General features: G+C 37.6%; 16 protein-coding genes and 3 tRNA genes. 12 read left to right on the forward strand and 7 right to left on the reverse strand.

Annotation, left to right across the window (positions count from 1 at the left end; all coding sequences use genetic code 11):
- Positions 1-33: 33 nt before the first annotated feature.
- Positions 34-1,374, reverse strand: a complete 1,341-nt coding sequence (gene hflX, locus PU02_RS05005; RefSeq protein WP_053944347.1) for a GTPase HflX — start codon at positions 1,372-1,374, stop codon at positions 34-36.
- 33 nt (positions 1,375-1,407) lie between these two features.
- Complete coding sequence (gene hfq / locus PU02_RS05010; protein WP_053944348.1) at positions 1,408-1,644, reverse strand: RNA chaperone Hfq; 237 nt, start codon at positions 1,642-1,644, stop codon at positions 1,408-1,410.
- Between the two features lie 980 nt (positions 1,645-2,624).
- On the opposite strand from hfq, the gene PU02_RS05015 reads away from it, so the two are divergent.
- From PU02_RS05015 to PU02_RS05045, 7 genes are all read left to right on the forward strand, one after another.
- Positions 2,625-7,316 (forward strand): apolipoprotein A-IV repeat region-like domain-containing protein, encoded by a 4,692-nt coding sequence (locus PU02_RS05015; RefSeq protein WP_053944349.1) that lies wholly within the window; start codon positions 2,625-2,627, stop codon positions 7,314-7,316.
- Positions 7,317-7,954: 638 nt separating this feature from the next.
- Positions 7,955-10,309, forward strand: coding sequence for an NADP-dependent malic enzyme (locus PU02_RS05020; RefSeq protein WP_053944350.1), 2,355 nt, complete (start codon positions 7,955-7,957; stop codon positions 10,307-10,309).
- A 171-nt stretch (positions 10,310-10,480) separates the two neighbouring features.
- Positions 10,481-10,765, forward strand: a complete 285-nt coding sequence (locus PU02_RS05025) for an acyl carrier protein (protein ID WP_053944351.1) — start codon at positions 10,481-10,483, stop codon at positions 10,763-10,765.
- A 9-nt stretch (positions 10,766-10,774) separates the two neighbouring features.
- Positions 10,775-11,950 (forward strand): beta-ketoacyl-ACP synthase, encoded by a 1,176-nt coding sequence (locus PU02_RS05030; RefSeq protein ID WP_053944352.1) that lies wholly within the window; start codon positions 10,775-10,777, stop codon positions 11,948-11,950.
- Positions 11,951-11,967: 17 nt separating this feature from the next.
- A complete protein-coding gene (locus tag PU02_RS05035) occupies positions 11,968-13,269 on the forward strand; it encodes a beta-ketoacyl-ACP synthase (RefSeq protein WP_053944675.1) in 1,302 nt (433 codons plus the stop codon).
- 39 nt (positions 13,270-13,308) lie between these two features.
- Positions 13,309-14,337 (forward strand): zinc-binding dehydrogenase, encoded by a 1,029-nt coding sequence (locus PU02_RS05040; protein ID WP_053944353.1) that lies wholly within the window; start codon positions 13,309-13,311, stop codon positions 14,335-14,337.
- 3 nt (positions 14,338-14,340) lie between these two features.
- Complete coding sequence (locus tag PU02_RS05045) at positions 14,341-15,270, forward strand: lipid A biosynthesis lauroyl acyltransferase (protein ID WP_053944354.1); 930 nt, start codon at positions 14,341-14,343, stop codon at positions 15,268-15,270.
- Positions 15,271-15,353: 83 nt separating this feature from the next.
- On the opposite strand, the gene PU02_RS05050 is transcribed toward PU02_RS05045, so the two are convergent.
- Complete coding sequence (locus tag PU02_RS05050) at positions 15,354-15,731, reverse strand: iron-sulfur cluster assembly accessory protein (RefSeq protein ID WP_053944355.1); 378 nt, start codon at positions 15,729-15,731, stop codon at positions 15,354-15,356.
- A 497-nt stretch (positions 15,732-16,228) separates the two neighbouring features.
- Here PU02_RS05050 and PU02_RS05055 point away from each other — a divergent pair.
- A tRNA-Pro gene (locus PU02_RS05055) sits at positions 16,229-16,305 on the forward strand.
- 231 nt (positions 16,306-16,536) lie between these two features.
- On the opposite strand, the gene PU02_RS05060 is transcribed toward PU02_RS05055, so the two are convergent.
- Positions 16,537-17,007: an Hsp20 family protein gene (locus PU02_RS05060; RefSeq protein ID WP_053944356.1), complete on the reverse strand. Its 471-nt coding sequence runs from the start codon at positions 17,005-17,007 to the stop codon at positions 16,537-16,539.
- A gap of 740 nt (positions 17,008-17,747) precedes the next feature.
- Here PU02_RS05060 and cpdR point away from each other — a divergent pair.
- Both cpdR and PU02_RS05070 read left to right on the forward strand, forming a co-directional pair.
- Positions 17,748-18,110, forward strand: coding sequence for a cell cycle two-component system response regulator CpdR (cpdR, locus tag PU02_RS05065; RefSeq protein WP_053944357.1), 363 nt, complete (start codon positions 17,748-17,750; stop codon positions 18,108-18,110).
- A 94-nt stretch (positions 18,111-18,204) separates the two neighbouring features.
- Positions 18,205-18,279 (forward strand) — tRNA-Val (locus PU02_RS05070).
- Between the two features lie 238 nt (positions 18,280-18,517).
- On the opposite strand, the gene PU02_RS05075 is transcribed toward PU02_RS05070, so the two are convergent.
- Positions 18,518-18,594: transfer RNA gene (locus PU02_RS05075), tRNA-Arg, on the reverse strand.
- A gap of 252 nt (positions 18,595-18,846) precedes the next feature.
- Here PU02_RS05075 and PU02_RS05080 point away from each other — a divergent pair.
- Together PU02_RS05080 and PU02_RS05085 are read left to right on the forward strand one after the other, a co-directional pair.
- On the forward strand, positions 18,847-19,620 hold the full coding sequence (locus tag PU02_RS05080; protein WP_053944358.1) for an NAD kinase: 774 nt from the start codon (positions 18,847-18,849) through the stop codon (positions 19,618-19,620).
- A gap of 106 nt (positions 19,621-19,726) precedes the next feature.
- Entirely contained in the window at positions 19,727-21,154 is a 1,428-nt protein-coding gene (locus tag PU02_RS05085) for a DEAD/DEAH box helicase (RefSeq protein WP_082311414.1), read from the forward strand.
- A gap of 82 nt (positions 21,155-21,236) precedes the next feature.
- Here PU02_RS05085 and gltX read toward each other — a convergent pair whose 3' ends face one another.
- Both gltX and PU02_RS05095 read right to left on the reverse strand, forming a co-directional pair.
- Positions 21,237-22,607: a glutamate--tRNA ligase gene (gltX, locus tag PU02_RS05090; protein ID WP_053944359.1), complete on the reverse strand. Its 1,371-nt coding sequence runs from the start codon at positions 22,605-22,607 to the stop codon at positions 21,237-21,239.
- 10 nt (positions 22,608-22,617) lie between these two features.
- On the reverse strand, positions 22,618-24,297 hold the full coding sequence (locus PU02_RS05095) for an NAD+ synthase (protein ID WP_053944360.1): 1,680 nt from the start codon (positions 24,295-24,297) through the stop codon (positions 22,618-22,620).
- Positions 24,298-24,874: the final 577 nt, after the last annotated feature.

Genomic DNA, 24,874 nt, shown 5'->3' on the forward strand with positions numbered 1-24,874 from the left:
GCCAAAATAAACACATGCTCGTTAGCACATATTTTACTTAATACAATCTAATTGTCTCTTTGCTTCATCGGTAAGTACTGCCCTAACGGTAACGGAACCATCATCGTGGCTCCATTGCTCTACCTTTCCAGAATTTTTGTAAAACCAATCGATAAGCGACATTGTTTCAGGTTTCAAAACCAATTCAACGGCTTGCATTTCTCCAAAAATCCGCCTTTCAATTGTACTTAGTAACTCCTTCAATCCTTCCCCGGCTTTCGCTGAAACCATTAATGCAGGATTAAATAATGCCCTTGCACTTATCTGCAAAGAATTCAGCGTATACTCATCTAGCATATCAATCTTATTCCAAACCTCTATAATACGATTTGTATTATCAACATCAACACCAAGATCTGAGAGTATCTCTAAAACATCCCGAGCATGTGCGTGATGATCAGGATCTGATATATCTTTCACATGAATAATAAAATCAGCTTCAACAACTTCCTCAAGAGTTGCTCTAAAAGCTGCAACTAAATGTGTTGGTAAATTAGAAATAAAACCCACTGTATCAGATAAAAGAATCGTTTTTCCATGAGGAAGAGTAACCTTACGCAAAGTCGGATCAAGTGTCGCAAACAACATATCCTCTGTCAGAACATTCGCACCACTTAACTGATTAAAAAGTGTTGATTTTCCTGCATTAGTATATCCTACTAGAGCCACAACCAAATGCTGCATCTTTTTTCTCTTAGCCCTATGAAGGGCTCGTGTCTTTACAACAGTCTTTAACTCGCGTCGAATACGGGTGATTTTATCCTGTAAAAGGCGTCTGTCCGATTCAATCTGAGTTTCACCCGGTCCTCCTAAAAAACCACTACCGCCACGCTGCCTCTCTAAATGAGTCCAACTGCGAACAAGTCTTCCCTTTTGATAAGATAAATGAGCTAACTCAACTTGCAAAACCCCTTCCCGTGTCTGTGCGCGATCACCAAAAATTTCAAGGATCAAAGCAGTTCTATCAATAACCTTACAACTCCATAATTTTTCCAAATTACGCTGTTGCACTGGTGTCAAAGTACAGTCCACAATTGCAACAGAAACATCACGTCCTTCTGAACAAGACAAAACTTGTTTAAATGCATCAACTTTACCTGACCCAAATAAAGTTGCAGGATTTTTTGTAGTAATATTTACAACTTCACAATGAACAACATTAAGCCCTATAGAAAGCGCTAATCCCACTGCTTCATTTACTCGCGATGCGATCGAACGCTCATTTGAAGCTCCTTTGCTCTTATCCACGCAATAAATTGGTACAAAAATAACGGTAGAAACCTTCTTCGCAATATGCGAAACGAATCTTCTAGATCTCGCACCCGTGCTCACCATGACAACTGAACCAGCGTTTTAAAAAATGATTACCTACCCAACGTCCCCTTCCAGCATATGTAAAGGCTGGCTAGGCATGATCGTCGAAATAGCATGCTTGTAAACCAACTGTGTATGCTCATCGCGACGCAAAAGAATACAAAAACTATCAAACGACGCCACAACACCAGTTAACTTAACACCATTAACGAGAAAAATTGTAAGAAAAATTTTTTGCTTGCAAACTGTATTCAAAAACACATCTTGCAGGTTTTGTAACTTTTCTACCATCGCCCTCTCACCTTTGTCACAAACTGCATAAAAACACTCCCATCGGCTAATACACTTCCTACCAACATGTCAGTGCTAAAGCTTCAAAACCTACAATAGACCACAACCCAGCGTATCACTCACGCACAATAAACACCTCAACCTAAAAGGTCAAATATTAAGAATTTTAAATCTACCTTTGCAACAGGCTATGCCTAAGCAGCAGGTTATGCCCACCCCCTCCCTTTCTGCATCTGTCTTAGACAAAGCAGGCCTCCCCCCGTCAATCACTGAAATTCCCCTTTACTCCTCCCTGTAACCAGAAAATACCAAAAAACACAAAACCAGCGGCTGCGCTTCTTCTTCTTTCTGCCTCCAGATTAAGCATCTTCATTTTGGCCTAAATAAGTCGTAAACGCTAACCATTATGTATATTCCAGGCTATTTGTAGATTCACCCAAAATTAGATATGAAATCTGATGAAAGCATTTTATATTAAAGTACTGCTATTTTGAGTATATAGTTTTTACACCTGCACAATATATCTTTACTCTCCAGAACCTGAAATGCACAGCGAGAAATTACCTCTTCACCTTCTTAGAAAGGAAACTTGCCATTTATCACAAAGAATACTACGTAACGAGCAGTGAAATCTGTACTTTATGGCGATACAGGCTGCTGATCTTGTAAAAAACATGTTCATATTGCTGAAATATTGCATACGACTGCGGATTTTATCCGAGTTCATCCATCAAGAATAACTTGGATCATGGAATTTTAGTTATGAACAATATCTAACTATAACAATAATTATGCAATATACTGTTTACAAACCATTTTATTATTATCTTAAATGAGAAATGAGTATCACGTTAACTCTATCTTAAAAGTTTTCTAACTTTTGCCTTGAAGATGTTTCCTTCTAGGTAATAAACAGTTAATATGCAAGCTACTTGGAAAAGAACGTATCTCTTTATCCATCCGTAGAGTGTGAGGCGAGTATGGCACGTAGAACTGGACGACAAACATTTGAAATGAAAGTTGAAAAAGCTCTTGAAAAAGCAATGGACTTTGATTTCAGTAAAGCGGGAATTGAGGGAATGTCGTCAGATACTTCTGCAAATCCTGTTGATCCTGTTGATGTAGATGATTTAATTAAAAAAATAGCATCAGCTGAAGAAAATGCCACTACCGAAGATGATACCTCATCTCTTCCTCCTTCTATTCACGATGGCGCTGCTATCGATGAGTCAGTTGCTGAACAACTTTTCGGCCAAAAACCCACAGATGAACTTGCAGGAGGAACAGTGCAGAATACGCTGCTGTCTGAACAGCCTCTTCCTGCCAATGATGATAGTATAATACCATTGAATTTTACATCCTCACGGCAAAACTCTATCTCTCGTACCTACTGGAATACAACAGCGCTTAGTGCACTATGGGCGGCAGGAGGAGCTTTCATAGCTCATAAATTAGCCCCTTCAGGACTAAACTCTTTAGAGAGCGTTGTAAACTTCATCACATCGCCTATTGGACTTGCGGTAGCTGCAGGAACTGCGATTCCTATTATGATGTCCTGGGGCTTTGCTAAACTGATAAAGCATTCAAAGGAATTGCATAATATTGTTATGCTTATGACGAATGCTGCACAACATCTTAATGAACCTCGAGAAATATCCGAAAAGCAAATTGCGATCATAGGAAAAACTATTCGTGAAGAAATAGCCACTATGAACGAGGAGATTGAGCGTACTCTCAAACGTGCAGTTGAACTTGAAGCCATTATACAGGGTGAAGTTCGTACTCTTGAGCAAGCTTATGGCAGAAATGAATCGCGGATCCATACGTTAATTAAAGAATTGAGTAACGAGCGTATGGCTATCTTAAACCATGCCAGCCGTGTACAGTCTGCAATTAAAGGAACACAGCAACAATTAAGCGGTGAATTTGATTCTGTCACATCCCAAATTGCAAAGAATGTCGAAAATTTTGCGCAAATACTATCTCAAACCTTACAAAAACAAGGAGAAGATCTCGTCGCAAAATTATCTTATGCAGGTGATGGTGTTACAAACAAACTCTTTGAAAAATTTAATGAAACAACTTTACAAATTCAGCATAAAAACACGAAACTTTTTCATGAATTAGGAAAAAATTTCGATAATTTTTCAGAGCGCTTTGATGATAATGAAAGACGGCTAGAAAACATTTTCAATGAAACAGCTACTAAAGCTGAAATTTGTATTGCTAAGGTTGCAACGCATATACAAGATGTGACAGATGATACCCTGTTAAAAGTAGACAAAAAATTCAAGGTATTGGATAAAACAATTATTGATCGTCATGATGAATCGTTGCAGAATTTTGACGAAAAGATCCTACACCTCAATGAAAAAGCTGGTAAACTTTCATCTCAGTTTGATGATATTACTTCGGAAGCGATTGAAGCTTTTGAGGATCGTTTGGTAGCTGTTGACTTGTCTCTTAAAGAACATAGTGACTCTGTTGTTGAAACCTTCGTTGCGCATAGTCAAGAACTAGAGAACAACGTTGAGAAACTTGGATCATTTTTGGAAGCTCATGCCTCACAAATTCATGCAGGTCTTAAACAAAAAACATCTGATATTGCTGATGTATTTACAAGTGGACACGATAATATTCGCCTTGCCGTTGATGAAAGCAAAAAATCCCTACGGGAAGAAATAAGAAACATTGATACTGCAATCATTGATATCATCAAAGAGCGCTCTCAGGATCTGCAGTTACAATTTTCTGACCAACGAGACATTATGTCGGATATGATCAACCGTGAGAAAGATAAAATTGCTAATACTCTAAAAGATCAGATTGATTCATTGGCCCAAAATATTTCGGCTATTGAGAAAACTTTAATTGATAACGTCCAAACTGTAGACTTGCACACTGCAGATCAAGTTGCAAATATAGTTCACTGCACAGAAAAACTACAAGAATCTATCGCACAAAGCTGTGAAAAAACTCAAGAAGCCTTAGAAGTTCAAGCTCGAAACATCGATGTACGCACTGATGCTCTACGCGATTCTTTAGCTATGAATAGTGTTTCTCTTAACGAAGTTCTTTCTGGTCAAACACACGTACTTGAAAAACGTATGGAAGAAATCCATGATCTCATCGCAAAGAGTGATATACACATCGACGTAGCGCTTAAGCAGCAAGTAAATTTAGTTGAAGATGCGATTGCTGATAATAATAAGGTTCTTGTTGAAACTGTTCAAAACCACATTAAAGAGCTGGGTGATCGTACCGAAATTTTAAAGGACACTCTCTATCATTCTAATGGAGAATTCTTTGAAGCTTTTGGAACGCACATAGAGTTGTTTGATAAAGATCTTGAAAGTCGTGCACATCAAATTTGTGAACATGCAGATATGCTAACAGAAAAGTTAGCTCAAAAATTTAACCAAGTTCATGAAACCATTGATATGCAGACATCTGCGCTTGAAGAACGTTCTGATGCCTTAAAGACATCTATTATTATCAATAATGAGCAGAATCGAGAAATTCAACACGCACTAGAAACTAGTGTTGATAATATACGCACTACACTGGAAAGCTCCATTAGTGCAATTACAGATAATTTACAAGATACAATCACACAGGCATCAGGTATCTTCTATTCTACGGGAGAGCAAATACTCGCATCTTTGCATGGTGAAACAGATAAGGCGCAAGAAAAGCTTTTTATCGTTTCTGAGCAATTAGCATCAATAGTAGCTGAACAGGTGGAAAGGTCAGAAACTTCTATCCTTTCTGCTGGAGATAAATTTATCTCATCTGTCTCTGATATTACTGTAAAAGCAGAAAATATTATTCTGGAATCCGGTGACCGTATTGTGTCGAATGTTGAACAAACAGTTCACGAAACGAGCCAAAAGCTTCTTTCTTCTCTAACTGAACAGACAGCTTACACCACTGAAGCGTTTACAGTAGCAAGTAATAACGTTCATACACTGCTAAACGAAGCAGTGAATACTTCAACAACAGCGATTGAACAGCTACTGCATGAACGTTCCAGTGCTCTTTATCACTCTATGCAAGAACTTGAAAGTAATTTGGGGTATCAACTTTCTGATGTAAGTAGCCGTTTAGAAGAAACGAGTAATCAGACAGCACTTCAAATTTCAGGACATGTTGAACAACTAACAGAGCTGTCAGATCACTTAAATCAAGTTGCGCAACATACAGCTGAGTCTTTAAGTAACTTAACACAGCATGTCAGCGAACAAATTTCTTTCTCTACAGAAGAAGTGGAAAAGAGAATTCATGCACAAAACCAATCTTTAGTTGATACTTTGACTCAAGCAAATTTTGAAACTATTCAAACCGTAAACACAGTAAAAGAAGACCTAGTTGGTAATGTTTCAAGTATTCTTGAACAGTTGAATCAGTCAATTTACAATATTCATGAAAATAGCAATGCTTTGGTCTCCACAATTCAAAGTGTTGATGGTCAATTTAATGAAACTGCAAATAACTTCTTCCATAATACTAGTAAGACAGCTGAATATTTTTCAAACTCTAGCCAAGAATTAAATAGTACTGTTGAAATTTTACAAGAATTTGTACAAGGTACATTCAATAAAATGAGTAACATAACGGAAAATTTTGGCAGCCACACTCAAGCACTCTCTGAAACTATTAATGCTCTTCAAGAATCAGAATCTGAGCTTAGCGGAGCCTTTAAAAAGAAGCAGAATGTACTCTATGAATTGGGTGATCTTCTTGTTTCAAAATTTGATGAGTTTAGCAAATTAATTCAGCATTATGAAAATGCCCTCAATTCGGCATTTGAACGTACTGACAAAAACGCACGTAACTCTGAAAAGTCATTGCAACAAACACTGAATAAACTTGTTTATGAAGCTTCAACACGTTTTTCAGAATCTGCAGAAGATATACATAACTCTGTTAATGAAGTACGCTTAGAACTTTCAAAAATAAGCAATAATGTCAATGAAAGTATTCAGCAATTACCAGAAAAAGCGCAAGAAACGATAGATGCTATTCATCTTGCTTTGGAAGAAAAAATCTCTGTGTTAAAAGACTTGGCGAATGTTGTGCAAAATAATAATAAAAAAGAGCGCTTGATACCAAAGGTTCTTGAATCTTTGGCGCCTAGTAAGAAAAATAGTGTATTCCCTGATATCGTCAAAAAGGCAACACTACCGAAGTCTGTTGTGCAAACTGAACAAAATAACAAGAATCAAAACAAGTGGGTATCGAATCTCTTGGAGAGAGCTTCTCATGAGGAAAGGAATGATGAATCTACTGCCACTGCTACTGCCTCACAAGTACAAACAAAACCCCAGCTTATGAAAGAATCCCTTAATTTACTTGCTGCTAACATTTTAAAAGCCATTAATCATGACGCTGTTGTTGGGTTGTGGAGGCATTATAAACGTGGACAGAAAAACATCACAGTGGAGCGTCTCTACACTGCAAGTGGACAAATGATATTTGAAAAAATCAAGAAAAAGTACGTGAAAGACTCTGATTTCAAACGTGTAGTCGATCGATATATTGCAGATTTCGAGAGATTATTGCGCGATGCATCCCGTTCTTCTGGAACTGCAGGTGCAGCTCAAAAACATTTAGTATCAAATGCTGGAAAAGTTTATACTATACTTTCACATGCAAGTGGACGGATCCAATAAAAAGGTAAAAAGGGAAAGCATTTTCTTCCCTTTTTTCTAAGTTTAGGTTGTGATTGAACACATAGATTTTTTAGCAATTAAAAGTTAGTTGCTCGCCTCTAGGGTACTGTACGTACTATTTATGCAGTGCATATACTGTTGTGGTTGCAAATAAAAGAACGGCTGCTTTAACATATTGGTTGTGCAATTAGCTGTAACTTTTGGGTACATTTAAAATTGAATACAATTTTGCGCGGTATTGTATATCTTGCTCCCCTATACGTTCACCATGGAACATATGGTAACTGTTATTCATTTTGAAATTTTCAGCATCTTAAATAAAGGCCATTATAGCCATACTCTTCATTTACCAATGAAAAATATAAATAAAAAATTATCGTAATATTTTTATGAATTAAGTGCTATAGTGAGAAGCTGCGGTAAAAAATAATAACCTTATTTTATTAAAAGGAATAGCAAGTGTCGTTACCAACATACAAATGGAGAGATTATACTATTCAGAAAATGTATCGAAAAAGTAAGGGCCTGCAGTACATAATCCGTCAGGAAGCACAATAAAGTCTATAATTGTAAAAAAATCTTATTATAAACAACGTTTCTTCTATGAAGCGTATATCTAAAACCTGGATATCATACAAATGTCTACAGAAAAACGTAACGATGGTAATTTGCAAAAGACCGGCTTTGATGATGCCGCGCTTTTTTATCATCAGCACCCAGTTCCTGGAAAAATAAAGATACAGGCAACAAAACCTCTCGGGAATCAACGTGATTTGGCACTTGCTTACTCCCCTGGCGTTGCAGCTCCCTGTCTTGCGATTCATAATGATCCAAAACTTGCTGCCCAATACACTTCACGTTCCAATTTAGTAGCTGTCATATCGAATGGTACGGCTGTTTTAGGATTAGGTAATATAGGCCCACTTGCTTCAAAACCAGTTATGGAAGGCAAGGCTGTTTTATTTAAAAAATTTGCAAATATTGATGTTTTCGACATTGAGCTAGATGCGCCAGATATCAAAAAAATGGTGGAAATTGTATCTGCATTAGAACCAACGTTTGGTGGTATTAATCTTGAAGATATTAAAGCACCTGAATGTTTTGAAATTGAAGAAAAACTCCGTGAAAAAATGAATATTCCAGTCTTCCATGATGATCAACATGGAACTGCTATCATTGTTTCCTCCGCAGTATTAAATGCATTGAGCCTCTCTAGAAAAAAAATTGAAGATGTAAAAATAGTAACTTCAGGTGCAGGTGCAGCTGCATTAGCCTGCCTTAATCTCTTAGTCCGTCTTGGTGCTAAAATTGAAAATATCTGGCTCAGTGACTTAGATGGTGTTGTTTATGAAGGTCGTGAGACCCTTATGGACCGTTGGAAAATTAATTACGCACAAAAAACTAATGCACGCACTTTATCTGAAATCATTGAACATGCAGATGTTTTTTTAGGCGTTTCTGCAGGTGGTGTTCTAAAGCCTGAGTACCTAAAAAAAATGGCTCCGAACCCTCTGATTTTAGCACTTGCCAATCCAACACCAGAAATCATGCCAGAAGAAGTGCACACCATTCGACCAGATGCAATGATCTGTACGGGACGTTCTGATTATCCAAATCAGGTGAATAATGTTCTTTGTTTTCCTTATATTTTTCGTGGTGCACTTGATGTTGGTGCCACTGCAATTAATGATGAAATGAAAGTGGCAGCAGTTCACGCTATTGCAGCCTTAGCCCGTGAAGAATCTTCCGATATCGCAGCACGTGCATATTCTAAAGAAACCCCTCGTTTTGGACCAGATTATCTTATCCCATCACCTTTTGACCCACGCTTAATATTACGTATTTCTCCTGCTGTTGCCCAAGCCGCGATGGAAACTGGTGTAGCCGTTCGACCTATTGAAGATATTTCCGCTTATCGTGATACACTTAGCCGTTTTGTTTTTCGTTCTGGTTTGACAATGAAACCTGTTTTTGCAGCAATAAAAACAGCAAAACTCAAACGTGTAATTTATGCTGATGGTGAAGATGAACGTGTACTACGTGCAGCGCAAATTGTTCTTGAAGAAAAAATTGCGATCCCCCTTCTTATCGGTCGCCCTCACGTAGTTGCAACAAGATTGGAACGCTTTGGTTTAAAAATTCGCCCTGGTGTAGACTTTGAACTTATAAATCCGGAAAATGATCCACGGTTTCGTGATTATGTTAGTTTATTTCTTCGTTATACGGAGAGGCGTGGTGTCTCACCTGAAGTTGCCAAGACAACCGTGCGAACTTCAACAACAACTATCGCTGCTCTTGCAGTAATGCGCGAAGAAGCAGATGCAATGATTTGTGGGTTAGAAGGCCACTTTGAGGGTAATCTTAAATTAATTGAACAAATTATTGGTCTTGATCCCAATATTAGTCTTTTTTCTTCTGTTAGTTTGCTTATTTCTCCTAACGAAACTATCTTTCTAACAGATACTTATGTTAACGAGAACCCTTCTGCAGAAGAAATCGCAGAAATGACTGTCCTCGCAGCACAGGAAGTTGAAACCTTTGGTATAACACCCAAAGCAGCATTGTTATCACATTCAAATTTTGGTTCTAAAAATACGGAAAATGCACAAAAAATGCGCCGTGCTGCCGAAATTCTTTCTGAACTGTATCCAGATCTGGAAGCAGATGGAGAAATGCAAGGTGATGCTGCATTATCCAAAATTTTCCGTGATCGTATTTTTCCAAATTCGCGTCTTAAGAATGAAGCTAACCTACTGGTTTTTCCTACACTAGACTCTGCAAACATTACACTCAATATTGTTAAAAATTTAACGGATTCACTTCATGTTGGTCCTATTTTGATTGGTGCTGCCCGCCCTGTCCATATTTTAACACCATCGGTGACATCACGAGGAGTTGTAAACATAACAGCACTCGCAGTTCTTGCTGCTAGTAGAAAAAAATTTTACAACAAAATAAGTGAAAGTCTTACTGATAGAGATAAACGCCGCTAACGACGAATGATTTTTTTTATTTGAAAAAATAAAGATATTAAGTTGCTATAACACAGCTTTATCAAAAGAGAGTTTTATTTGGAATTAATATTTTTTTCTTTTTAAAAGAGGCTAGATAGAGTAGCCTTAGGAGCTTTTATAACATGATTAACCATTATAAGGAATCTTACATTGTCTTCTACTTTTGATAAAGTTGCTGATATCATTGCAGAAATTAGTGAAATTGATCGCAGTGTGATTGTCCCCGAGAGCCACACAATTGACGATTTAGGAATTGATAGTCTTGATTTTCTTGATATTGTTTTTGCTATTGATAAAGCTTTTGGAATCAAGGTCCCTTTAGAGCAATGGACACAAGAAATTAATGAAGGTGCTGTTGCAACTGAGGAGTATTTTGTCCTTAAAAATCTTTGCGCAAAAATTGACGAACTTGTTGCTCTAAAGACGGATAATTAGCTTTTTATCATGCAAGATCAGGCTGTATTCATTACTGGTATAGGATTAATTAGCTCTTTGGGTGAAGGAGTCAGCAGTCATTGGGATAAACTGAATAATCCTATGGTTACACCAAATATTGATGATGTAAGCTTTGCACCTTATATTGTCCACAAGCTAACTGAGGTAGATTGGAATAAGCAAATTCCTCGGAAAAGTGATCAAAGGCAAATGGAAACATGGCAACGTCTTGGGACTTATGCAGCTGGTCTTGCTCTTGAAGATGCAAAAATCAAAAATGATGAAAAATTAACATCTACAATGGATATGATTGTTGCTGCGGGTGGGGGTGAGCGTGACATTTCTGTTGATACACAAATATTAACCAGAGCACGCACAGAAATTGATCGTGACCTGATGCTTAACTTATCTCTATCCAATGAGCTTCGCCCAACTTTATTTCTGGCGCAATTATCAAATCTTTTAGCAGGAAATATTTCAATTGTTCACAAAGTTACTGGTTCTTCTCGTACCTTCATGGGTGAAGAAGGAAGCGGACTTTCTGCTATCCAAATAGCTGCTTCTCGTATTAAATCAAGACAGAGTACTCACGTTCTTGTGGGTGCCTCTTATAATGCACAACGCTATGATATGTTATTAGCGTACGAACTTGGAAACCTCTTAACACGCGGTGAATGGAAACCCGTTTGGGACCGTAAAAATAGCCTTGGTGGTGGTGTTATTACTGGATCTGGCGCTGTTTTTCTTGTTCTTGAAGGTGCTGAACATGCAAGACGAAGAAACGCACATGTTTATGCTGAAATTGCTGAACTTATTACAGATCAAACGAATAGAAAAAAGAATTTACTTAAAGAGACAATTTCAACAATGCTAAAAAAAATAGGAGCAAACTCCTCTTTTATGATTTCAGCGGCCTCAGGGTTTCACGAGACAACGAAAGCAGAAAAAAATGCACTTGATGAAGAAAATATTTTTTATCGCGGCATTACAACATTATTCGGTCATTTATGGGAAGCCCAATTTCCGTTAGCACTTGCATTAGCTGCCATTGCTGTTAAAAATAGGAAGAGCTTTCCAGCACTCAGTATTCACGAAAAGTCGTTTTCTGGAGAAATCTGTGAAGCTTTCGTTTCTACAGTCGGCGTAAAAAGAGCTGAAGGTGTGGCACGTCTAGTTTCCATTTAAAGGTGTTGTTCTCCATGATAAATTATAGTGATCACCTTGGACGTCCTATTGCGGTGATAACTGGAGCTGGGATTGTAACGTCATTAGGACAAGGAAAAGAAATAAACTGGAAAAAATTAGTCAATGGCATTAGTGGTATCCACAAAATAACACGTTTTTCTATTGAAGGATTAAGTACTCATATTGCAGGAACTGTTGATTTTCTTAAAGAAAGTACCATGGGCGCTTCAATTCTTTCTGAAAAATTGGCTCACCTTGCAGCGGAAGAATCTTTAGAACAAGCTGATCTCAATGGAAAAGAATTTAATGGGCCGCTGTTTTTAGCGTCACCCCCTGTTGAGCTCGAATGGAAAGAACGTTTTGCTCTTGATAAAGAAGAAATACCCAATACTGAACCTTCTTATGCGCGCCTCCTCGAGATATGCAGTCACAAACCTCATCAGAAGATTTTTGAGTCTGTTCAACTTGGCAGTATTGCAGAAAAAATTCAAGAAACATTTGGAACAAAAGGATTACCAATTACACTTTCAACTGCTTGTGCATCTGGTGCAACAGCAATTCAATTAGGTGTTGAAGCAATCAGACGGGGTGAAACAGAGCGTGCACTTGTAATTGCAACTGATGGTTCAGTCTCTGCAGAATCTCTTATCCGTTTTTCTTTGTTATCTGCACTTTCAACACATAACGATCCTCCAGAAAAAGCGGCAAAACCATTTAGCAGAGATCGAGATGGTTTCGTTATGGCAGAGGGATCAGGTGCTCTTGTTCTTGAATCCCTCAAGAGTGCTCTAAGTCGTAATGCAACCATTCTCGGCATCATAGCTGGTTGTGGAGAAACAGCTGACGATTTTCACCGTACACGCTCAAAACCTGACGCATCACCAGCAATTGAAGCAGTTCGTAAAGCTTTAGCGGATGCAAATACAACCATACATGGAATTGATTATATCAATGCTCATGGCACCTCAACTCCTGAAAATGAAAAGATGGAGTATTTGGCACTATCAACAGTCTTTGGTAAAATTTTGGAGTGTATCCCTGTTTCTTCTAATAAATCGATGATTGGCCATACACTGACTGCTGCAGGAGCCATAGAAGCCATCTTTTCTCTTTTGACAATCCAATCGGGAATCCTCCCTCCTACCATTAATTATGACGATCCTGATCCTGCTATCCCTCTGGATGTCGTTCCAAATTGTAGTCGTAAGGCTCATGTCAATGCAGTTTTATCGAATTCATTTGGTTTTGGTGGTCAAAATACCAGCCTTGTTATTACTGCTTACAATGGAAACAATTTTTTTAATAAAAATAATGAATAATCAATATATTATGTTATATAGTTAAAGGTAATAATAATAATGCGTGCACTGCAATTATTCAATGAACGTCGGCTTGAAATTACTGATATCGCTCCTCCTCCTCCTCCAAATCCTGATGAAGCAACAGTACGTATAAAGGTTGTTGCTCTTAACCATATTGATGTATGGGGATGGCGTGGTATGGCATTCGCAAAAAGAAAAATGCCACTCATCATAGGTGCAGAAGCCTCTGGAGAGATTACTCAATTAGGAAATGATGTAAAAAATTTACAACTTGGGCAACTCGTTTCTATTTATGGAGCACAGACCTGTGGTATCTGTCAGGCCTGTTGTGAAAAACGCGATAATCTTTGCCATAATGTGAAAGGTGTTTACGGTTTTCATTTAGATGGATTTAGTCGTGAATTCATAAACATTCCGGCGCGCTTATTAATTCCAGCTCCTACAGGATGCAGTAAGATAGGAGCTGCCGTTGCTCCTATCACCTTTGGTACAGTGGAACATATGCTTTTTGATAATGCAAAATTACAAATGGGAGAAACGATTTTAATACAGGCAGGTGGATCTGGTATTGGTTCAGCAGCCATTCAAATCGCGAAACGTATGAATTGTACAGTTATCACGACTGTGGGCTCAGACGATAAGATTGCAAAGGCACAGTCTCTTGGAGCAGACCACGTTATTAATTACCGTAAAGATCGTTTTGAAGGTGTTGTTCGTAAATTAACTCAAAAAAAAGGGGTTGATGTCGTTTTTGAGCATGTAGGAGCTGATACATGGGCAGCCTCTATGTTATGTATGAGACGAGGAGCCCGTTTAGTAACATGTGGTTCTACTTCTGGTGTTTCGGTTTCTATGAATTTGATGCAATTGTTTCAGCAACAACTTAAAATATTTGGTTCATTTGGCTGCCGTATGGAAAATATGGCAAATGCTATGCAAAAAATGGCACAAGGTGCTATACATCCCGTTATTGATACCATTATTAACCTTGATGAAATTGATGTAGCTTTAAGACGCATGGAAAATCGTGATGTCTTTGGCAAAATTATTCTCAAAATTGATTAAATTATGATAAAGAGTTACATTAAATATTTAATATATCATATTAAAATAATTACAAAAAATATATTAATATTATTGTGGTCGTATTCGCTAATCAGTTTTTTAGCTATCTTACGACACCTTCCTATAAAAATTGGACTATCTTTTTTTTCTTGGTTGGCAAAGACACTTGGTCCTCACGTTCATCGTCATAAAATTGCACTTAACAATCTCAAAGCTGCATATCCAGAAAAAACACAACAAGAACTCCATGAGATTGTCATGGAGATGTGGGAGAATATGGGACTCTTGCTTGCTGAATACGTTTTTCTTGATAAAATTTTTGACTTTGATCCTGATGCTGAAAAACCAGGTTTAATCGAAGTTAGCGGCATTGAAATATTTAAAAGGTTAAGAAACGAAAAAAACCACACCTTTTTTTACAGCTCATACTGGAAATTTGAGCTTCTTCCTGTATGTGCGCAGAAGTTCTCTCTCAATATGACGGTATTATTTAGGCCTCCCAATAATTTTCATATTGCAAAAAGAGTTTTTAAAGCTCGACAGACATCCATGGGGAATCTTGTACCATCTCAAGCTGGCGCAGTCTGGACACTAGCAGAAAAGTTAGCAAAAGGTGAAAATGTTGGCATGCTTGTTGACCAAAAATTTCGTCAGGGAATTTCTAGCACGTTCTTTAATCGACCACTTAAAACCAACCCATTAATTATAAAACTCGCACGGCAATACAAATGTGATATTTATCCTGCACGCTGCATTCGTCTTCCTGGAGGACGCCACCGTCTAGAACTGTATGAACGTATTGAACTTCCATCAAAGGCAGATAATGAAATTGATATAGATGCTTCTGTACAAAAACTTAATGACATTGTTGAGACTTGGGTACGCGAACATCCAGGGCAGTGGATGTGGTTTCATAAACGTTGGGATGCGTAATACAAAAAATGCACCTAAAACAAGAACTACCACCCAACGGCACATAGAATGATTACCCTGCATAAGCAGTGCTCATTCTAAATTCAATGAGCTCCACGCAGCTTGTCAAGATCGCTAGGCAAAACAGGACGAATTTCTACCGACTCGCCACACCCACACGCTGAAACTTGATTTGGATTATTAAATGTAAAACCAGAACGCAGTGTAGTAATTTCGTAACCTATCTCCATTCCTAATAAAAATAATATTGCATCTCGTGCAATAAAAACACGAGCTCCCTTGATTTCGACAATATCTACATCATGCATCTCTTCTGTAACTAAGGAAACTTTGTATTCCATACCTGCACATCCCCCCTTTTTGATATCAACAAGTATACCACGAGCATCTTTTGTTTTCATGATGTCTTTAATGCGTTCTATTGCAGACTCTGTTAAACTTATTATTGAATAACTACTCATCACCTACTCTTCTCTCGCCAAACAAGTACCTTATGAATAAACTCTCACGAGGGCACGATGCCATTTTACTAAAAACAACGGAACAAGAGATCAATCGAAATATTTTATTCTTAATTCAGGATCTATTGTTGCATATGAAATTGTGACAACTACATTCAGAAAACCTCCTTGTGATACTGAATAAACGGAATTGATAAAAATATTTCAACGATCCTTCTTAATTTCATGTTGCAATCGCCCCTGAAAAATCCTTGTATCCATCCCACTGAGAGTAGTTTTGTCACTCACTCGTGATATTATAAACTGCTTACGCCCTATTAAACAAGAATATGATATAGGAAATTAGCTTCATAACTTTTAAATCAGTTTAAAAACACTTTTCTTGTATCTCTTCCTAAATCTCTTCAAGTAAAAAAAATGACGTTTTTATGAGATCTTTTTTTATTGATTTTTCTCTTGCCTTTAAAGAAACAGTCGTTTAGTCGTTCTGGATGGTTCGGGGCGTAGCGCAGCCTGGTAGCGCACTTGACTGGGGGTCAAGGGGTCGTGGGTTCAAATCCCGCCGCTCCGACCATTCTTTCTAGTGTTGGACTGGATAATGTAAGATGAAATCATGCTAACGTAGTAGCTAGAAACCTATAAAGCACTTAGATTTTATTGTCATAACAATTTCTTTTCTTATATTCACAATAACTTTCACGTATTAAACAGCCTTCTCCTCAACAATTTCTCAGTCTAGAAAACAAAAAGCACGAGACAAAAGTCTCGTGCATAAAAGCTTGAGGACTAACCGCAGTTTTATAATCTAAATTTTTGGATTCTCTTCGTTGGAACTTCTTTTAGTAATAGATGATGGCGCCTGCACAGCAATTTTTCTCGGTTTTAATTCAGCAGGCATCTCTCTCTTCAACTGGATATGTAGGAGACCATCGCTCAATTCAGCCCCGATAACCTTAACGTGATCAGCCAAATGAAAGCGCCGCTCAAAAGCACGTGAAGCAATACCCCGATAAAGAAATTCTCGTCCTTCATCATTCCCAGGCACTTTCTCGCCCTTAATGGTTAATTGATTACAATGCATTTCGATATCAATTTCATCAAGAGAAAAACCAGCAACAGCCATAGAAATCCTGTAAGAATCCTCACTTAAACGCTCAATATTATAGGGAGGATAAGAAGAAAGATCTTCTGGTTGAGTTCTAGAATCAAACCAGTTTAAAAGGTGGTCAAAACCTACTGTTGAACGATAAAACGGTGAAAAATCTACTTGACGCATAATATTGCCCTCCTTCTAGAGCGACTTACAACTGACCTATATAGCTTCCAAATGGCAAGCTTTCGTATAAACAAACAATCCCATCATTGGCGATTGTAGTGCTTATCTGGGTATGAATCTTTTCTATTTCAACTCTTTTTTTCATAATTTGCATAAATTAAGTACAAAAGTGCTCTCTAATCACCACCATACACACCTCATACATCAACGAAAAAATCCCTTTTTTCTGAAAGAGTAAAATATATTACCAACAACCATAATGGTTATTAAATGCAAAATATACCAAACCCAAAATGCACCATAAAATGACAAAAAAAACCTTCATATTTAGGAGAAAAACAATATTACAAAGGAAAATTTTCAGCGTAATTTTTAATAAAAAAACTAAAATTACATGGCCAAAATTGTATTAAAGAAAACACTTAACAAATTATATAATTTTAATATAAAATCATATAATTATCTTACTTTATTAATAATTTAATTTAATTAATAATCTCTCGTTTTAAAAACAAGAAAACAAAATTCTTATTGTGCGCTTCTTTCCATTTTATACACTATTTACGTACTTTATTTGCCAGGGCTAAAAAAACGATGTCTTCTTAACACATACTATGAAGTTGTGAGAATTAACCATTTTTCTACTCATTCAAGTTATCAGGTGATTTATAGTTTTTTTATGAACAGCTTATAATATATAATGCAAAAATCTCTGACGTATGTAACAAATGGATATAACTATGAAACGAATTTTGCTTGCGGAAGATGACAATGATATGCGCCGATTCCTCGCAAAAGCATTGGAACGTGCGGGCTATGAAGTTGTTGGTTTTGATAATGGTGCCAGCGCATATGAATGTTTACAAGAAGAGCCATTTTCTCTCCTTTTGACTGATATCGTGATGCCAGAAATGGATGGGATTGAGCTAGCACGTCGTGCTACAGAAATTGATCCTGATTTACGCGTTATGTTCATTACGGGGTTTGCAGCGGTCGCGCTAAATTCAAGCAATTCTGCTCCTCCTGATGCAAAAATACTTTCTAAGCCATTTCATCTACGTGAATTAGTTCATGAAGTTGAAAAAATGCTTTTGGCTGCTTGAATGGACACTTTGTTCCTATTATTCTATCTTTAATTAAAAAATAAAACAAACATTGACGTTTGTATTCCTATGTGCTGTATGCACAAGACAATGTGGGCATGTAGCTCAGCGGGAGAGCACTACGTTGACATCGTAGGGGTCACAGGTTCGATCCCTGTCATGCCCACCATTTTATTTTATGATTCTTTATGTTCTATTTCTGATATTTTCGAAGTATAGAATGGTGCAAAGATCTAAGATTTGCGTATGCTCTTCTATGTTTTCCTTAAATTATTCCAAGAAAACAAAATAACTACCCATTGGAAAACTTACTAAGAGTTATAAGAGAAATTCTAATTATCACTAGCGTTACTTAAAAATGAAAAGCCCTTCTCTACCTCATCACAATCGCAATAAAGGGGAAAAACTGGTGCACCCGACAGAATTCGAATCTGTGACCTCTGCCTTCGGAGGGCAGCGCTCTATCCAGCTGAGCTACGGGTGCTTACGATCATTTACCAACTGCTGTACGTAACTTCTAACTGATCATGCCTTCAGCTTCAATGAAGAATTACTGTTCTCACTCGAAATTATAAAAAGAATAGCTATTATTTAATTTTTTATGCTATCGGAAAAACCATGATGTTTTTCCCTAAGCAAACTACCTCTTATGTAAAACTGTTCTCTTTTAATTAAATGACCTTTATGTTCGCTTTTTAAACCTAAAAATAAGTTGTGTATATTAGGATAGTTTTTAATGAATTTATCACCCAATCGCTTTCACTTTATTTCCGCTGAAACTGAAGAAGCCATGAAGGCCACCAACAAATTAATTTCCATTTATGGCCACTCTACTCTAGAAGAAGCCGACGTAGTTATCTCTATCGGAGGAGATGGAACAATGTTACAAACAGTGCGAAAGGTTATGAATAGCGGAAAACCTATCTATGGTATGAATCGAGGTTCAGTAGGGTTCTTGATGAATAAATTCCACGAAAATAAGTTGCCGAATCGCATTGCCGCAGCACATAAAAAGGAAATCCATCCGTTACGCATGATCGCGAATTTTGAATCCCAGGAATGTGTAGAAGCACTTGCAATTAATGAAGTGTCCCTGTTCCGTCAATCTTATCAAGCTGCTAAAGTCTGCATTAGTATCGATGGAAAAGTTCGTATGAAACAATTGAATTGTGATGGTATTCTCGTTGCAACCCCAGCAGGATCAACTGCATACAATTTATCAGCACGTGGTCCCATTTTACCGCTTATGGCTCCCCTTATGGCGCTTACACCTATCAGCCCTTTCCGTCCTCGGCATTGGTGTGGAGCACTGCTCCCTAATACAGTGGTAGTACATTTTGACATGCTTGAGGCTGACAAACGTCCTGTTAATGCTGCTGCAGATAACGTTGAAGTAAAATCTGTCCAATCAGTGACTATCTCTTCCGCTATGGAAATAAAAGTCTCCATACTTTTTGATTCTAACCATTCATGGGATGAACGCATCTTATCAGAACAATTTCGCCATTAATCATTTTGTATCACTTTCTACACATGTAGGATACGTTCCAGTTGACTTTTTCACCAATCCACCTTACCCCTTCTTGTAATGTGAAATTCTTAGCCTTACCAATATCATGACTGACGTAGTTAATATTGCAAAACAACCGATAAATAGTGTGCCCTCATCTGTGGATAATTTTAATAATTTAGGTCTTTCTCCAAAAACGATAAAAGCGGTTCAATCCGCGGGGTATACGAGTCCAACCCCGATTCAAAGTGAGACAATTCCTCATGTGCTTCAACGCAAAGATATTCTGGGAATTGCTCAAACAGGTACCGGGAAAACAGCATCTTTCGTCTTACCAATGCTCACATTACTCGAGAAGGGTCGTGCAAAGGCTAGGATGCCTCGTACTCTTATATTAGAACCAACACGAGAACTTGCTGCCCAAGTTAAAGAAAACTTTGACAAATATGGTGTAAACCACCGTCTAAATGTTTCTCTTTTGATCGGTGGGGTTTCCTTTGAGCATCAAGATTATAAATTGGAAAGAGGTGCCGATGTTCTTATAGCAACTCCAGGGCGTCTTCTTGATCATTTTGAGCGTGGTAAATTGCTCTTAATGGGCGTTGAAATACTCGTTATTGATGAAGCAGATCGTATGCTGGATATGGGGTTTATTCCGGATATTGGACGGATCTGTAAATTAACCCCTTCTAAACGTCAAACATTGTTTTTTTCTGCAACAATGACGCCAGAAATTACAAAATTGACAGAGCAATTCTTACAATCACCCGTGTGTATTGAGATTACAAAAGCATCCTCGAGTGCCCAAACGATAACGCAAAGACTCGTAAAATCTGGAAATAAAGCATGGGAAAAAAGAGCCATTTTACGAGAAATTATCCGTAGCGAAAGTGCTGAACTCAAAAATGCTATCATTTTCTGTAACCGAAAAAGAGATGTTTCTGAACTTTTTAGATCACTTGTAAAGTATAATTTCAGTGCAGGAGCGCTTCACGGTGATATGGACCAACACTCCCGCATGAATACATTAGCAAATTTCAAGGAAAATAAGCTCAAATTTCTTGTTGCTTCTGACGTTGCGGCCCGTGGACTTGATATTCCAGATGTAAGCCATGTGTTTAACTATGACGTTCCTACACATGCTGAGGACTACATTCACCGCATTGGACGTACAGGACGTGCAAAACGGACCGGTAAGGCTTTCACAATTGTTACAAAAACTGATCAAAAATATATCAATGCAATCGAAGAAATGAGCAACGAAAAAATTGAATGGCTCGATGGAGATCTCCCTACTTTAGTAGATAACGATGAAATAAAGAGCTCTTCTTCAGAAACAAAGCCTACAACGGAATCATTACAAACATCTTCAAAAAGGAAACGCACCGCCTCCTTTTCTCAAAAAGACGGAAAGGGTACAACTTCTCATACTAAAACAGCGAGCAACAAGACACCTTTCGACAATCTTGCTGAAAAAAAGAAGATCCTCCTCTTTTCGGGTTTGGTGACAACATTCCAGCATTTATGCTCATAAAAACCCATAGCTAAACTGAGAATTAGTGCTTAAAAACCAACGCACAAAGAATAAAATCTTCTCCCAATATTGCTGATTTGTTCTAAATGTTTAGTCTATTGATTACCCTCTCACGCCCTAAAAGTGGCAAGATTTTCCCCATCTCAGGACCATGCTCTCTTCCTGTTAAAGCCTGACGTAACGGCATAAACAAAGATCTTCCTTGACGCCCCGTTCTTTCCTTTAATGTAGTTGTCCAAATTTTCCAACTGTCATCATTTAAAGCTCCTTCAGGTAATAGAGCTGCAGACTGCCGCACAAACACATGATCTTCTAAAGGAACAGTACCAAAAGCTTTACTACTGTGAATAATATCCCACCATAAAACTGCGTCATTTACTTTATCAATATTACCCCTTATGGCATTCCAAAAATTCTCTGCCTTTTCTCCGTTAATACAAAGATCTTCTAGCCGATTTCTAACTTCCTCATAAGTTAAATCACGTACAAAATGACTGTTCAAAGAAACAAGATCTACAACACTGAATTTTGCGGCTGACTTTGATGTATTTTGAAGGTTAAAATGCTTCAAAAGAGACTTTTGGTCACGATAAGCTTGTACATTACTCGACGTTCCAGTTAAAACGGCAAGACATTGGATAGCTGCAGGTTCAAATCCCTCTTCCCTCAAAGAACGAATAGAAAGATCACTATTGCGTTTTGAAAGCCCTTTTCCTGAAACTGTAGTTAAAAGATTAATATGTCCTACGGTAGGAAGCTGCGCATTAAGAGCCTTTAAGATAGCAAACTGCGTCCCTGTATTTGTAATATGATCATCTCCACGAATGATATGGGTAATGCCCATATCAATATCATCAACAACAGAAGGCAATGTATAAAGGTAACTTCCATCTTCACGAATCAATATGGGATCTGAAAGAGAAGAAAGATCTACCGCCTGCTTTCCCTTTACAACATCTTCCCAGCAAACTTCTGTTCGCTTAATCTGAAACGGATTATTTTCAAAATTTGGTAAAAGAAAACGCCAATGAGGCCTACGTCCTTGATCCTCTAGTAATTTTTTATCTCCTTCTGTCAACTTTAACGCCGCACGATCATAGACAGGAGGCCGCCTACGCAAAATCTGCATTTTGCGACGTCTTTCCAATTCTTCTTCCGTTTCATAGCAAGGATAAAGAAGACCTTTCTTCTTCAATATTTCTGCAACTTCATCATATCGATGAAATCTTTCAGATTGAAAATAAATTTCATCTGGATGAATATCAAGCCACTTAAGATCAACCATGATACCATCAACATACTCTTTTTTAGAGCGCTCAAAATCCGTATCATCATAACGCAAAATAAACATTCCTTTATGCGCTTGCGCGTAAAGCCAATTGAATAATGCAACGCGAATATTGCCGATGTGAATATGGCCTGTTGGAGATGGGGCAAAACGAACTTTTATCATAAAACAATGCTCAATTTTTATCGCGGAAACGATTAGTAATTGGATAACGACGATCGCGTCCAAAGCTCTTGTAACTGATTTTAACACCAGGCGCAGATTGCCTTCTCTTATGTTCGGATACATAAAGAGAATGTTCAATCCGCTTTACTACTTCCTGTGAATAGCCACATTGAACAACATCGTCAATGCTCATGTCATCTTCTACTAGCAATTGCAAGATGTCATCTAGAATGGGATAAGGTGGTAAAAAATCTTCATCTTTTTGATTTTCTCGCAATTCTGCAGATGGTGCTTTCTTTATAATATTAGAAGGAATAACAACCCCTTCTTTTCCTAAAAAACGGTGTGAATAATTTTTATTACGCCACTCAGCTAATGCATAAACATGCATCTTGTACAGATCTTTAATAGGATTAAAACCACCATTCATATCGCCATAAAGTGTCGCATATCCAACAGCCATTTCTGACTTATTACCCGTTGTAATCACCATTGAACCTAATTTATTTGAAAGGGCCATTAAAACAGTGCCACGTACACGACTTTGAATATTTTCCTCCGTAACATCAGAAGGAAGACCTGAAAAGATAGGTGCCATTACATTTAAAAAACTCTCAACAGGCTGAACAATTGATATTACTTCGTAACGACAATTCAAAAGACGCGCACAATCTTCAGCGTCCTGCAATGATTCTTGAGAGGTGTAATGATAAGGCATCATTACTGCACAAACCCTGTCGGCTCCAAGAGCATCAACTGCCATTGTCGCACAAAGCGCTGAATCAATGCCTCCCGAAAGACCAAGAAGAACATCTTTAAAGCCATTTTTGTTAACATAATCCCCTAGCCCTAAAATACAGGCGTGATAATCAGCACAAATCCCGCTTAAAAGTTCTTCTTTTGGTCCCAAAATACACTGCCATCCAACAGATTTTTTTTGCCAATGAGTTAATGCAACATGGCTTTCAAAGTGTTTCATCTGAAATGCTATTGCCCCTTGCCCATCCAATGCAAAAGAGCCCCCATCAAAAACAAGCTCATCCTGACCACCAACTTGATTAGCGTAAATAATTGGTACAGCAGATCGAATAGCTTGCTCACAAACAATACTGATACGTTCCAACGTTTTATGACGACGATAAGGAGAGGCATTAGAAACGAGAATGATCTCAGCCCCCTTCTTTCTAAGATCTTCACAAATAGAAGGATTATTCCATATATCTTCGCAAATCACAATGCCTAACACCACTCCACGGTAAACAATAGGTTCAAGACATGGACCAGGAGAAAATACGCGTTTCTCATCAAACTCAGCGTAATTTGGCAAATCAAATTTCAAATACTCAGCAATAACCTTCCCATCATCAAGAAACATGACACCATTATAAACAGCTTTACCGTTGCTTATTGGAGTACCAATAACAATGCCTGGCCCATCCTTTGTAACTTCTGCTAATTTTTTAACTGCATTTTCACAAGATTTCACAAAAGAAGGCTTAAGTGCAAGATCTTCTGGTGAATACGCACTTACAAAAAGCTCAGTTAATAGCATGAGATCAGCATTTTTCTCTTGTGCTTCCTGATAAGCCATTTTTGCAAGAGACAAATTTCCCTCAATATCACCCATGACAGGATTTAACTGAGCAACAACAATCCGAAAATCATCTTTTATGAACTTTTGTATCACCATAACCAGTCTATCGTAGCATAAATTTTATTTTGATAATCTAACATTTTTCAAAGAAATCAATGAATGACAAAATAAAAACTCTACATACAGTCTTATTAGCTGTTCTCTTCATTGTTCAATGAGTGAGGACTATAATTGACAATCTTAAGAAATCACCAAAATACGCATATACGGTGTCCATGTCTTCAGTTAAATTACAAGGTCTGCAATTTTAATATAAACACCATCCTTGTAAATCACTTCCCCTTAATATATTCAAAAAACTCTTATTTTTTAGAAAAACCATAATTACAACAATATCGTACAATCACAAGCTTAGAATACGCGCACTAAGACAAAAAATTGAAACCATCCCTGTTTCAATCCTTTACCACCCCAAGATACTCTATAATCCGTCTTTATATCGGCTACAGCGAGCAAAACTCACTAAAACATAAAATGAGTTCATTTCTAAAAGCCATCAAAGAATCGAATAATAGCTAAATTTATAAACCACTGACAGTAGCCTTCCTACTCTTTCTGAATATGTTCTGAAACACCAGGGCACTTAGTGCAAAAATACACAATAGACAAGATA

The organism is Bartonella ancashensis (genome assembly GCF_001281405.1).
GTDB classification, from domain to species: domain Bacteria; phylum Pseudomonadota; class Alphaproteobacteria; order Rhizobiales; family Rhizobiaceae; genus Bartonella; species Bartonella ancashensis.